This window comes from Primorskyibacter sp. S87, assembly GCF_049801055.1.
Classification (GTDB): domain Bacteria; phylum Pseudomonadota; class Alphaproteobacteria; order Rhodobacterales; family Rhodobacteraceae; genus JBNAGF01.
Map to the genome: position 1 here is coordinate 355,262 of NZ_JBNAGF010000004.1, position 12,102 is coordinate 367,363.

The window sequence follows — 12,102 nt, forward strand, 5'->3', positions numbered from 1 at the left end:
CCGAAGTCGTTTGTGCATGATAGTGCTACAGTCTTTAGCAATATCTTGCATACATGACGGGATGGTGCATTATCCTCCATACTGAAGGTAGACAGTGACCAGAGTGGGCGCATCCCGGATATCCACAGAAAGGTCCACCAGGGAGGAAGGGCCATGACACAATCAGGAAATGCTGCGTTGTATTTCGTGGACCGCCACGCTCAGGAGGGGCGGTCTGACAAGACGGCATTTCGGGAAGCAGCGGGAAATCGTCAAAGCCTTACCTACGGCGAACTGGCCGAGTCTTCCGGTCGGGTAGCTTCCGCTTTGGTGCGGGCTGGCATCATGCGCGAAGCCCGCGCCGTCATGTTGGTGCTTGATCAGATCGAGTTTCCAGAGATCTTTTGGGGATGCTTAAAAGCCGGGGTTGTCGCAGTCCCGTTGAACACTCTGCTGACAGAAGCTGTTTACGAACACATTCTCAACGACAGCCGAGCGACCTGCCTATTCGTATCTGACGAGCTATGGCCGGTGGTTCAGAAAGCTGCCGAATCTTGTCCAACTCTGACGAATATCATCGTCATCGGAAGCACCACGCCGAAGGGGACCACATCCTACGCTGATTTCACGTATGGCTGCGCTCCAATCGCTCCAATCGAAGCCTCTGATGATGACACGGCATTCTGGTTGTACTCCTCGGGTTCAACCGGGCAGCCCAAGGGAGTGCGCCACGTTCACGCCAGCCTCAGGGCGACTTCGGACAGCTACGGGGCCAAGGTGCTGGAAATTGCAGAGGAAGATGTGATCTTTTCCGCTGCCAAACTGTTTTTTGCTTATGGGCTGGGCAATGGGATGACATTTCCAATGTCAGTTGGCGCCACTGCGATTCTGTTTGATGGGCGGCCCACACCAGAAAGCACGTTGGGAATTCTTCGGCAGGAAGAACCCAGCATATTTTGCGGCGTACCAACCCTCTTTGCGGCCTGCGTGGCAGCCTTGGAAAGTGACGGCACATTGGATGTGGCGTTGCGCCGGTGCATTTCGGCCGGCGAAGCCCTTCCCGAAGAAATTGGCCGAAAGTGGGAGGCAATGTCGGGAGTTGAGATCCTTGATGGCGTAGGTTCGACCGAGATGTTGCATATCTTTCTGTCAAATGCGCCAGATGATGTGGTCTATGGAACGTCCGGTCGGGCGGTGCCCGGTTATGACCTTCGCCTGCTGAACGAGGAAGGTGAAGAGGTTGCCGACGGTGATATCGGAGAACTTTTCGTACGCGGTGCGTCTGCCGCGGATGGGTATTGGAACAAGCGAGACAAGAGCCGCTCTACTTTTGAAGGCGAATGGACCCGAACCGGAGACAAATATGAACGTAATTCTGACGGCCGCTACATTTATTGCGGACGTACCGACGACATGTTCAAAGTGTCCGGGATCTGGGTTTCACCGTTCGAAGTTGAGCAGGCTTTGATCTCGCACGAGGCTGTTCTCGAGGCGGCCGTCGTTCCCAAGCGCGACGATGATGGCTTGGAAAAACCAAAGGCATTTATCGTTTTGAAACAGGGCGGTCGACAGGATTTGACCGGCGAATTGAAGGCTTTTGTAAAAGACAAAGTGGGCAAATGGAAATACCCGAGATGGGTAGAATTCGTAGAGGATCTGCCAAAGACAGCAACGGGGAAAATCCAGCGGTTCAAATTAAGGGAGGACACCTGATGCCCCTGGAGTGGAGCTCTTCGCCCCAACTGGCACTCAACGTGAACGGTGCAAAATTGGAGTATGCCTGTTTCGGGCCGGTACCTGAAAACGGCACCACCATCGTCATGTTGCACGAAGGATTGGGATGCCTTTCGTTGTGGCGGGATTTTCCACAGCGTGTATCAGAGGCTACTGGCTTGGGTGTGCTTGTGTTTTCACGGCAGGGCTATGGACAGTCTGATCCTGTGAGTCTGCCGCGACCGTTGGATTTCATGACGCGTGAGGCACTGGATGTTTTGCCGGGCGTTCTGGAACAGGTTGGAATTCGGCGCTGTATCTTGTTTGGCCATTCCGACGGAGCGACCATAGCGGCAATTTATGCAGGCAGTGTCGAAGATCATCGAGTTCGTGGATTGATTTTGATGGCGCCGCACTTTTTCACCGAAGAAACAGGATTGCAGGAAATCGCACGCGCCAAGCAATCATATGCAGAAACTGAGCTGAGACAGAAAATGGCGAAGTACCACGCTGATCCCGATGGCGCATTTCGCGGTTGGAACGAGGTATGGTTGCATCCCAATTTCAAAGACTGGAATGTCGCAGAAGTCATTGATTATCTGCGTATCCCGGTTCTCGCAATTCAGGGGCGGGACGACCAGTATGGGACGTTGGCCCAGATCGAAGAAATTGAGACGCGAGCCTATTCTCCGGTGGACACCGTGATTCTGGATTGCCGGCATGCTCCTCACCTTGAGGCACCTTCGGAAACACTGGCAGCCATTCGGGAATTCGCGGCGCGTCTTGAACGTATCGAGGCTGCGGAAGTGATTCCGGCCTGACGGGATCATGCAATGCGGCCGCCCTATGCATATGTCCCGGGCCTGACACCGCGGCACCCGGATGGACTGTTTGATGAGTGGAAGGAGACTTTGCCATCCTTGTCAGAATGCCCGGCATGGAAGGGTGGCTGGGCTTGCCTGGAAGGCGGGTTTTTCTGGGAGGCGCACGAACTGTTTGAACCGGTCTGGATGCAAACCCGACCTGAAACAGCAGAACGCCACATGGCTCAGGCCGCCATCCAATTGGCCAATGCCGCGCTGAAGCTGAAGATGGGGCGGCATCGGGCGGTGCTTCGTCTCTGTGACGATTGTGAAAGCCTGCTTGCCCTGATTGGATGCCGTCAAGTTCTCGGGGTTTCACCTTCTCGGATTCGCAACCGGCTGGTGGGGTTGCGGCACCTTTCGAAATTGATCGAAATGTGAATTATAATGCCAATATTGAGCAGAACCCGATACCTCAGCAGCCGTGATCCGCCCAATATGCCGGAAGTTCTCGAGTTTTTGGCAATATTATGCATATACAGGTTTACCAGTCACCTTTGCTGAACTAAGGTGCAACTCATCCAATCTCACGAGGGCGCATCCTATGTCCAAGATCATCGACTTTCAGACGGATCCATCAAAGTACCGTCATTGGCGGGTCGAGTATGACGGTGAGGTTGCTAATCTGATCATGGATGTCGATGAGGCCGGAGGGCTATTTGAAGGCTACGAACTCAAGCTGAACTCTTATGATCTTGGCGTGGACATCGAGCTTGCCGACGTTGTTCAGCGAATGCGGTTCGAGCACCCCGAGGTCAAAGTCGTGGTCATGCAATCGGGGAAGGAAAAAGTCTTTTGCGCCGGTGCCAACATCCGCATGTTGGGTGGCGCCAGCCACGCGCACAAGGTGAACTTCTGCAAGTTTACGAACGAAACACGCAACACATTTGAAGCCGCCGAAGAGGACTCCGGTCAGAAGTACATTGCCGCAGTCAAGGGCGCTTGCGCAGGGGGCGGTTACGAGCTGGCGCTGGCCTGCAACTACATCATACTGACTAATGACAGTACGTCGTCGGTTGCACTTCCAGAGGTTCCATTGCTTGCTGTGCTGCCCGGAACAGGCGGCCTTACCCGCGTGACCGACAAGCGCAAGGTACGACGTGACCTTGCCGATGTCTTTTGCTCGGTCGAAGAAGGCGTGCGCGGACAGCGCGCCGTAGATTGGCGGTTGGTCGACGAAATCGCCCCCAATTCGAAATTCGATCAGGTCGTGCAGGAGCGCGCCCGGGAATTTGCCGCCCAGTCGAAAAAAACTGTGACGCAAAAGGGGATCGAGTTGGCTCCTCTGAATCGATCGATTGGTGAAGATGGCTCGATCAGCTACGGTTCGGTCGAGGTCGCGATAGAACGGGACAATGGCCGCGCAACCATCACCCTCAAAGGCCCCGAGGCGGCAGCTCCCGGGACGATCGATGAGCTGTTGGCACAAAGCGCGGGATCCTATCTACTTCAGTTGGCCCGTGAACTAGACGACGCGATCTTGCATCTGCGCCTGAACGAGCGTGAGATCGGGCTGGTTATTTTTCGCAGTCAGGGAGACCCGGAAAAAATCGTTGAACACGAAGCGATGTTGTTGGCCAACCGTGACAATTGGCTGGCCAACGAAATCCTGCTCTATTGGAAACGTGTCCTGAAACGGGTGGACATGACATCTCGCTCATTGGTTGCATTGGTCGAGCACGGTTCGTGTTTTTCCGGTGTGTTGGCCGAACTGCTCTGGGCGGTCGATCGCAGTTACATGATGTTGGAGGAATTTGAGGGCGATAACCGCCCGATGGCAACGGTGACTCTGACCGATGGCAATTTCGGCACCTATCCCATGGGCAATGATCTCACCCGCTTGCAAACGCGGTTTCTCGGAGTTCCGGATACCGTTGGAGAACTTCAGGCCAAAATCGGCACGGCCTTGGAGGCTGACGAAGCCGAAGAGTTGGGCCTTATTACATACGCATTTGATGATATCGACTGGGAAGACGAGGTACGCATATTCCTTGAGGAGCGCGCCAGTTTCTCGCCGGATGCGATGACCGGAATGGAGGCCAATCTGCGTTTCGCTGGGCCCGAAACGATGGAAACCCGCATCTTTGGTCGGTTGACGGCATGGCAGAATTGGATTTTCCAGCGGCCCAATGCGGTCGGGCCGGACGGGGCGCTCCAGCGATACGGCAGCGGTGTGCGTGGCAAGTACGACATGGAACGGGTGTAGGGACAAGCTGCGGCCGCGAAACACCGGAATGACAACCGCAAGTGGTGATTTGGGAGTGAGGACCAACAGATGCTCGATTTGATCAATGTCAGCTACGATACGCAGATCCCGAACAATGTTGGGCTGAGTTCAGACAAGCGTGTGCTTAAAGCGTTGGAGAAATGGCACCCCGGATACATCAACTGGTGGAACGATCTGATCCCGCAGACTTTTCAGGAATCCATGGTGTACTTGCGCACGGCCGTCTCGGTTGACCCCAAAGGCTGGGCCAAGTTCGACTATGTGAAAATGCCGGAGTATCGTTGGGGCGTTCTGCTTGCGCCTCAGGTTGAAGACCGGCGAATCCCCTGCGGTGAACATCTCGGCGAGCCGGCTTGGCAAGAGGTGCCGGGCGAATATCGGAACCTGTTAAAACGTCTGATTGTTATTCAGGGCGATACCGAGCCTGCGTCGGTCGAGCAGCAGCGTTTCTTAGGTCTGACCGCGCCTTCGCTCTACGATATGCGCAACTTGTTTCAGGTGAACGTAGAAGAAGGCCGCCATCTCTGGGCGATGGTTTATCTTCTGCACAAATACTTCGGCCGTGACGGGCGCGAGGAGGCTGACGATCTGCTGCGCCGTTGCTCGGGCTCGGAGGAAGCCCCGCGGATGTTGGGAGCCTTCAACGAGGAGACACCCGACTGGCTGTCGTTCTTCATGTTTACTTACTTCACAGACCGCGACGGCAAAATGCAGTTGGAGAGCCTTGCGCAATCCGGGTTTGACCCGCTGAGCCGGACCTGTCGTTTCATGCTGACTGAAGAGGCCCACCATATGTTCGTGGGTGAGACCGGTGTTGGCCGGACCATCCAGAGAACCTGCGAGGCGATGAACGAAGCGGGCATCACCGACCCCTACGACGTCGACAAAATCAGGGATCTGGGTGTGATTGACCTGCCGCTGATCCAGAAAAAGCTGAACCTGCATTACACATTGTCTCTTGATCTGTTCGGACAGGAAGTCTCGACCAACGCGGCCAATGCGTTCAATGCCGGGATCAAGGGCCGTTTCATGGAATCTCGGATCGGAGATGACCATCAGTTGACCGGCGATACTTATACCGTCTGGAACTTTGAAGATGGCAAAGCGGTCCAAAAGGAAGTGCCGGCGCTGACTGCGATCAACATGCGGCTTCGTGATGACTATACTAAAGACGCCGCAGGCGGCGTTGGGCGCTGGAACAAAATCATCGAGAAGACTGGCGTAGAATTCGAGATGAAATTGCCACATGAAAGCTTCAACCGCAAAATCGGTGTCTTCTCCGACAAACTGTTCAGTCCCGAAGGCGAAATGCTGAGTGGCGCGGACTATGACAAAGGCTTGCCCAACTGGCTGCCGACCCACGCCGATGGTGACTTTATCCAATCATTGATGAAGCCTTGCTTTGAGCCTGGCAAGTTCGCGGGCTGGATTGCTCCGCCCAAAGTCGGGATCGATAACAAACCGGGCGACTTCGAATACGTGAAACTTCACATGGCCTGACGCAGATCAATGTCGAGAACTGAAGCCGAAACTATCGGTTGCAGAATGCTGACAGAAAGGGACTCGAAATGGGTTCCGTTTGGGGAGACCCGCTATGCAAATAGACCGTTCCAAAGGTGAGACTTTGAGACTGCAGGCCCTGGCAGGCGAAGTATCGGGGTTGCAAGGACCCTGCGTCGGCTGTTCGAACTGCTCGGGGCTCTGCTCGGCCTTGATAGATACCTTGGTGCTGCCACACGTGATCCTGTCCAAGTCACGCGAACCCTCATGAATCGGCCAGTAAAACAACACCTCATCGATCCTGAGATTTGCATCCGGTGCCATACCTGCGAGATGACGTGTCCGTTGGAGGCGATAGAACACGACGACATGAACGTCGTCGTGGATGCATCCAAGTGCAATTTTTGCATGGATTGCATTCCTGTCTGCCCCACAGGTTCGATCGACGAATGGCGGGTCGTTGCAAAACCGTATTCTCTGGAAGAACAATATGGCTGGATGGAACTTCCGGAACAGGAAGACCTTGAGGCCGAAGGCGCCGAAGACCTTGAAGCTATAGATGAAGCTATCGCAGCGCTGCTGACAGAAGCACACGCAGGAGCCGGGGGAAAGGCAAAGGCACCGGCTTCTGCATCAAAGCCGACCGTCAATATGTACACGGTCGGGAAGCCCGCAGAAGCGCGTGTGCAGGGCAACTATCGTCTGACCGCCGAAGAGAGCGACAGCGACGTCCGGCATATCATTCTTGATCTGGCGGGTACGCCGTTTCCCGTTCTAGAAGGACAGAGCGTTGGGGTTATTCCGCCAGGATGCGATGCCGACGGCAATCCCCATCTTCCCCGACTGTATTCGGTTTCGTCACCCCGGGACGGAGAGCGACCGAACTTCAACAATCTATCGCTGACGGTCAAACGCGAGGAGGGTGGGGTCTGTTCCAATTATGTCTGTGATCTCAAACCCGGCGACAGCATTCAACTGACGGGCCCGTTCGGGGCAACATTTCTGTTGCCGAATGATCCGGCGGCGCATTTGTTGATGATCTGCACAGGCACCGGTTCTGCGCCGTTTCGCGCATTTACAATGCGCCGCCAGAGGGAAACACCATCGCTGGATGGTTCATTGTCTCTGTTCTTTGGAGCCCGACGCCCGCAAGAGCTTCCGTATTTTGGTCCCTTGGGTAAAGTGCCCGACCAGTTTCTCACCAAGCACTTCGCCTTCTCCCGTCAGGAAGGTGAGGCAAAGCATTATGTTCAGGATAAAATGAGAGAACAGTCCGAACAGGTATCTGCTCTTTTGCAGGACCCGCAGGGATACATCTATATCTGCGGCTTGAAGGCGATGGAGCAAGGTGTTGAGGAGGCGCTTAAGGATATTGCCCGGAGTGCCGGCCTTTATTGGAGCGACCTTCGCGACACCATGCGGGAAGAAGGCCGATATCATGTCGAAACCTACTGACTGTATGCGCACATGACCGTCGAGACCGCCGCCTCCGACCTCTATCGCCATGAAATTCGGGTTACATGGGGCGACTGCGATCCGGCGAAAATCGCATATACCGGTCGAATTCCGGGGTTCGCCCTCGACGCCATCAATGGTTGGTGGGAACATCACCTTGGTGGCGATGGTTGGTTTCAGATGGAACTTGACCGCAACATCGGCACCCCATTTGTGCACATGTCGTTGGATTTTCTGGCGCCGATAACGCCTCGGCACAGATTGATCTGCGAAGTTGCGCCAGTGCGGCTTGGAACATCTTCGATTGAGTTTCGGGTGATCGGGCGCCAAAAAAACGTGAGTTGTTTTGAAGGACGGTTTATCTGCGTTTTTACGATTGCGGACCGTTTTGAGAGGCAACCTGCGCCGCCGGATATCCGGGCCCTTGTAGAGCCATTGCTGCAATCGCACTTGGCCAGAGACCCCGCAGCATAGTGCAAACCTGGTGGGCTACGGATTGCCACTGGACGTCCATCGCCGTATCTTTGTGCAATATTTTTCACCAGCGCCTCGGGCCGAATGACAGAGATCACAAATTTCCGCGGCGAAACCACTTCGCAACTGGACTCGGATAAATCCGAGGAATCGGTCAAGGCCTTGATTCAGCGTGTGGGGGACCGGGTACGAAAAACGCGGGAAAGACGCGGAATTTCACGCCGGGTCCTGTCGGAAATGTCTGGCGTGTCTCCCCGCTATCTTGCGCAGCTGGAAACCGGTGCCGGGAATATCTCCATCGGATTGCTGCAACGGATCGCTGTCGCGCTCGATCATCGGATTGAATGGTTCGTGGGAGAGGAAGATCCATGGACATCCGAAGCACTTCGGGTTGCGGAATTGTTTCGAGTGTCCAGCGCCGAAACACAGAGATCTGTATTGCAGATACTTGAACCCCAACCGACAAAGGCCATGCGTGCCGGACGGATTTGCCTTGTGGGCCTTCGCGGGGCAGGAAAGTCCACGCTTGGTGCAATGGTCGGCGAGGCGTTGGGCATACCGTTTGTCGAGCTCAACGATGAGATTGAAACGCAAAGTGGCATGCCGGTGAGCGAGGTTATGGCGCTCTACGGGCAAGAAGGTTATCGAAAGCTGGAGGCACAAGCCGTCAGCCGTGTGATAGCCATGCATGACGAGATGGTTCTAGCGGTTGCTGGTGGCATTGTTGCAGAGCCCGAGACCTATGCCACACTGCTCAGCCACTTTCATACAGTCTGGGTAAGAGCTGCTCCCGAAGAGCATATGGCGAGGGTTCGGGCTCAGGGCGATGAACGGCCAATGGCGGGGAATCCTGAGGCTATGGAACAGCTCAGATCGATATTGGCCAGCCGTGAAGCGCTCTACAGCAAGGCATTGGACCATATGGATACATCGGGGCAGTCAAAGAATGCGTCGGCGGCCCATTTGATTGATATCATCCGAAACCGGTTGGGCGATGGTTGAATTGTGCACCTAGTCTGCAGGTTGTCGCAACCAGCCGGCCTCGAATTCTACCTTGTCCAGACCGGTAAACCGTCGAACACGTTCCAATTCGGCCTCAAAACGAGCTTGGCGGGTTTTCGTCCAGCGCACGCTGGATTCAGGCCAAACTGCCCGAATTCGCAGAATCCCTTCGTTCCGAAAAGCCTTCATGTCGATCCGGCCAGCCAGACGATCCCCTTCCAGCATGGGAAAGACATAGTACCCATAAACACGCTTTGGTTCGGGTACAAAGACCTCGATTCGATAGTAGAATCCGAACAAGCGCTCGGCTCGCTTTCGATCCCGCAGGGCCGGGTCAAAGGGGCTGAGAATTCTCAGCCGTTTTGGCGGTTCCGGCGCTTCTTCGAGGTTGGAAAATACATTTGGGCGTGCAAAAGCGCGCCGCTTAGATCCATTGTGTGCGGTAACTTCAATTTCAATTATGCTTTTGTTCCGCAGCGACCGATGGCACCATTCCTTTGCTTCGCTTGAATTTACGGTATCCCAAAATGCCGAGATTTCACCCGATGTGGCAAATCCCAATCGGTCCAGAGCCGCATTGCATAGCCAATCAATACTGAGTTCCGGATCAGGGCTTCCCGCGGCGGGGCAGAGTTCTTCCTCGATCACCCGTTCGGTTAGATCATAGCGTTTCTGAAACCGATCCCGCCCAGTTACCGAGAGTGCTCCGGACCGCCACAAGTATTCCAATGCTGTCTTGGAAGGGTGCCAATCCCACCAACCTCCCGATCCCTTCTTTTCGTCTTTGCCCACATCCGAAGAACAAACTGGCCCGTTGTCGCGGATGTGTTGAAGGACCGTTTCGAACCGCGCTTCGTATCCATCTCTGCGCCAGTTGCGCCAACGTTTGCGAAGCATCTCTGCATCTCTCTGAAATCGCAAATGCCAATGGGGAAAGAACTCGATCGGGATAACTGCGGCGTCATGCGTCCAGTGTTCGAACAGGGCGCGCTCCTGCTCATAAAGTTGCTTGAGATGCGCCGGGCGGTATCGCGGCCTGCGGCTAAACAGGATCATGTCATGGGATCGCGCCACAGTGTTGATACTGTCGAGTTGGACGAAACCCAGGCGGTGAATAACCGAAGCAAGATCTGCACCTTTGCCGGATCCAACTGGTGGTTCGGCCAGCAGATGACGGTGCAAAAACAGCCGCCGGGCATCGCGATTTTCGAGAACAGGAAGCGCCATAGGATCAACGCCGCTTCAAGGTGTCACCGTAGCTGATCTTGGGTGTCAGTGTGATCTTGTCCTCAACCTCGCCGGGCTCGTCCTCAAGGCGAGCGGTGATGATCTCCGCCGCTTTGCGCCCGATTTCGAGACGGCAGGCATCCATCGTAGCCAACTTCCGGGGCAAACCTTGCAAAAGCTCTACCCCATTGAATCCAGCAAGTCCGATCTGTCCCGGAACATCGATGCCTTGATCAAGAAGATAGAGCAAGCCGCCAGCGCCAATCATGTCATTGGAATAATAAAGAAAGTCGAGATCGGGCGAGCGTTTGAGCATGGTCTCCGTCATTTCGCGACCCTTGGCCAAGGCAGACCCGCCAGAGTAGAAGGCTCTGTCTTCGATCTCGACCCCGTTCTTTGCAAGAACTTCTGTAAGCCCTTCGAATCTCTTCCGAGCCCGATGATCGAGCGGCATTTTTGTCCCCATAAAGCCAATATGCCGGTAGCCCGCCTTCAGGATGGCCTGAGCCATTTCCCGCCCTGCGCGACGGTGCGAAATACCAACCATCGAGTCGATTGGCTTGCCGTCGGTATCCATGATTTCGACAACCGGGATCCCGGCGGCTTTCAGCATGGCTTGCGCCGCATCCGAGTGTTCCAAGCCGGCAATGATCACACCGGACGGTCGCCAGGACAACATCTCATAAAGAACTTTTTCTTCCTTTTCAGGGAGATAGTCAGTGACCCCGACAACCGGTTGCAGTTCCGTATCTTCGAGGACCTGGTTTATCCCGGTGAGAACTTCTGGAAAAACCATATTGGATAGTGATGGAATGATCACAGCCACCAGATTGACCCGATTGGACGCCAGCGCGCCAGCAATCTTGTTGGGTACATAACCCAATTCCTTGGCCGCCGCGAGCACACGAGCCCGGGTTGCGTCAGAGACATCCCCGCGGTTGCGCAGGACCCTGCTAACCGTCATTTCCGATACTCCGGAGGCTTCGGATACATCGCGGAGCGTCAGCGGACGTTTGTTGTCGAGAGTCAATGAAATTCCTTCCTGCAACCGAACCAAATGTTAGCGCGGACACCTACCTGGGATCAACTGGCTCAAATCGCATGACAAGCTGGAGAAACAGCGATAATACAATCCGAAAGGCCCCGTGGCTCAACTGGATAGAGCAGCCCCCTCCTAAGGGGCAGGTTGCAGGTTCGAATCCTGCCGGGGTCGCCACCGATCTCGAAGCTTTGCCAGTGATTTGCATGCAAAACGTGTGTTGCAGAACACTGCATGCGGCTGCAAGCGCCGCGCTTTCGCTGCACAAACAGCTGCAAAGCTAAACGCAGATCGCGATTCATCGCACAGAGGAGTGATGCGAGATAGCGACGATCATCAAGCGAGCAAGCGGCAGGCAACGGTACGACACAAAGGGCGAAGTGCCAGCGAGTCCTTTTCCAAGAGAACAGACGCGGTGAAGTGGGCGTGCGATACTGAGATGCAAATCGAACGCGGTGTGCTCACACAAGACCAAAAATATCGGGGCATTGAATGGGCTTTGTTGCACAAATCCTGTGAGGATGGGACTTCCCCTTTCCCCGGACGGATTTAGCCTACGGCTTCTGTGACGGGAATGCCAAGAGCGGTATAGCGGTTGAGGACTGCGACACGGATTTGGATCT

The 12,102-nt window shown here is 55.0% G+C and carries 11 protein-coding genes and 1 tRNA gene; 10 read left to right on the forward strand and 2 right to left on the reverse strand.

All coding sequences use genetic code 11. The features are described from left to right. Positions 1 to 153 precede the first annotated feature (153 nt). The 9 genes from ACP15U_RS09890 (at position 154) to ACP15U_RS09930 (ending at position 9,213) form a co-directional block, all read left to right on the forward strand. Complete coding sequence (locus ACP15U_RS09890) at positions 154 to 1,692, forward strand: benzoate-CoA ligase family protein (protein WP_425044973.1); 1,539 nt, start codon at positions 154 to 156, stop codon at positions 1,690 to 1,692. Beyond that, on the forward strand, positions 1,692 to 2,513 hold the full coding sequence (locus tag ACP15U_RS09895) for an alpha/beta fold hydrolase (RefSeq protein WP_425044974.1): 822 nt from the start codon (positions 1,692 to 1,694) through the stop codon (positions 2,511 to 2,513). Before ACP15U_RS09890 ends, ACP15U_RS09895 begins: the two co-directional genes overlap by 1 nt. Before the next feature lie 12 nt (positions 2,514 to 2,525). Continuing rightward, a complete protein-coding gene (locus ACP15U_RS09900) occupies positions 2,526 to 2,936 on the forward strand; it encodes a DUF309 domain-containing protein (RefSeq protein ID WP_425044975.1) in 411 nt (136 codons plus the stop codon). 163 nt (positions 2,937 to 3,099) lie between these two features. Continuing rightward, on the forward strand, positions 3,100 to 4,761 hold the full coding sequence (gene boxC, locus ACP15U_RS09905; RefSeq protein ID WP_425044976.1) for a 2,3-epoxybenzoyl-CoA dihydrolase: 1,662 nt from the start codon (positions 3,100 to 3,102) through the stop codon (positions 4,759 to 4,761). 69 nt (positions 4,762 to 4,830) lie between these two features. Further along, positions 4,831 to 6,282, forward strand: a complete 1,452-nt coding sequence (boxB, locus tag ACP15U_RS09910; RefSeq protein ID WP_425044977.1) for a benzoyl-CoA 2,3-epoxidase subunit BoxB — start codon at positions 4,831 to 4,833, stop codon at positions 6,280 to 6,282. A 94-nt stretch (positions 6,283 to 6,376) separates the two neighbouring features. Next, positions 6,377 to 6,553, forward strand: a complete 177-nt coding sequence (locus tag ACP15U_RS09915) for a hypothetical protein (protein ID WP_425044978.1) — start codon at positions 6,377 to 6,379, stop codon at positions 6,551 to 6,553. Then, entirely contained in the window at positions 6,550 to 7,737 is a 1,188-nt protein-coding gene (gene boxA / locus ACP15U_RS09920; protein ID WP_425044979.1) for a benzoyl-CoA 2,3-epoxidase subunit BoxA, read from the forward strand. The genes ACP15U_RS09915 and boxA overlap by 4 nt, the downstream gene beginning before the upstream one ends. 12 nt (positions 7,738 to 7,749) lie before the next feature. Continuing rightward, the gene (locus tag ACP15U_RS09925) at positions 7,750 to 8,211 is read left to right on the forward strand and encodes an acyl-CoA thioesterase (protein WP_425044980.1); all 462 of its coding nucleotides are present in this window, start codon (positions 7,750 to 7,752) and stop codon (positions 8,209 to 8,211) included. Positions 8,212 to 8,295: 84 nt separating this feature from the next. Continuing rightward, positions 8,296 to 9,213 carry a helix-turn-helix transcriptional regulator gene (locus ACP15U_RS09930; protein WP_425044981.1) on the forward strand — a complete coding sequence of 306 codons (918 nt, stop codon included), beginning with the start codon at positions 8,296 to 8,298 and terminating at the stop codon, positions 9,211 to 9,213. 9 nt (positions 9,214 to 9,222) lie between these two features. Here the strand turns inward: ACP15U_RS09930 and ACP15U_RS09935 are convergent, their stop codons facing one another. Both ACP15U_RS09935 and ACP15U_RS09940 read right to left on the reverse strand, forming a co-directional pair. Next, a complete protein-coding gene (locus tag ACP15U_RS09935) occupies positions 9,223 to 10,440 on the reverse strand; it encodes a winged helix-turn-helix domain-containing protein (RefSeq protein ID WP_425044982.1) in 1,218 nt (405 codons plus the stop codon). Positions 10,441 to 10,444: 4 nt separating this feature from the next. Further along, positions 10,445 to 11,470 carry a LacI family DNA-binding transcriptional regulator gene (locus ACP15U_RS09940; RefSeq protein ID WP_425044983.1) on the reverse strand — a complete coding sequence of 342 codons (1,026 nt, stop codon included), beginning with the start codon at positions 11,468 to 11,470 and terminating at the stop codon, positions 10,445 to 10,447. A 109-nt stretch (positions 11,471 to 11,579) separates the two neighbouring features. Between ACP15U_RS09940 and ACP15U_RS09945 the strand changes: the two genes are divergently transcribed. After that, positions 11,580 to 11,656 (forward strand) — tRNA-Arg (locus tag ACP15U_RS09945). The last annotated feature ends 446 nt before the right edge of the window (positions 11,657 to 12,102 follow it).

Bases quoted from the DNA above. Each gene is read 5' to 3' on its own strand.
- ACP15U_RS09900 (WP_425044975.1), top strand. From the start codon at position 2,526: ATGCGGCCGCCCTATGCATATGTCCCGGGCCTGACACCGCGGCACCCG.
- boxA (WP_425044979.1), top strand. From the start codon at position 6,550: ATGAATCGGCCAGTAAAACAACACCTCATCGATCCTGAGATTTGCATC.
- ACP15U_RS09915 (WP_425044978.1), top strand. From the start codon at position 6,377: ATGCAAATAGACCGTTCCAAAGGTGAGACTTTGAGACTGCAGGCCCTG.
- ACP15U_RS09895 (WP_425044974.1), top strand. From the start codon at position 1,692: ATGCCCCTGGAGTGGAGCTCTTCGCCCCAACTGGCACTCAACGTGAAC.
- ACP15U_RS09935 (WP_425044982.1), bottom strand. From the start codon at position 10,440: ATGGCGCTTCCTGTTCTCGAAAATCGCGATGCCCGGCGGCTGTTTTTG.
- ACP15U_RS09930 (WP_425044981.1), top strand. From the start codon at position 8,296: ATGACAGAGATCACAAATTTCCGCGGCGAAACCACTTCGCAACTGGAC.
- ACP15U_RS09925 (WP_425044980.1), top strand. From the start codon at position 7,750: ATGACCGTCGAGACCGCCGCCTCCGACCTCTATCGCCATGAAATTCGG.
- boxB (WP_425044977.1), top strand. From the start codon at position 4,831: ATGCTCGATTTGATCAATGTCAGCTACGATACGCAGATCCCGAACAAT.
- boxC (WP_425044976.1), top strand. From the start codon at position 3,100: ATGTCCAAGATCATCGACTTTCAGACGGATCCATCAAAGTACCGTCAT.
- ACP15U_RS09890 (WP_425044973.1), top strand. From the start codon at position 154: ATGACACAATCAGGAAATGCTGCGTTGTATTTCGTGGACCGCCACGCT.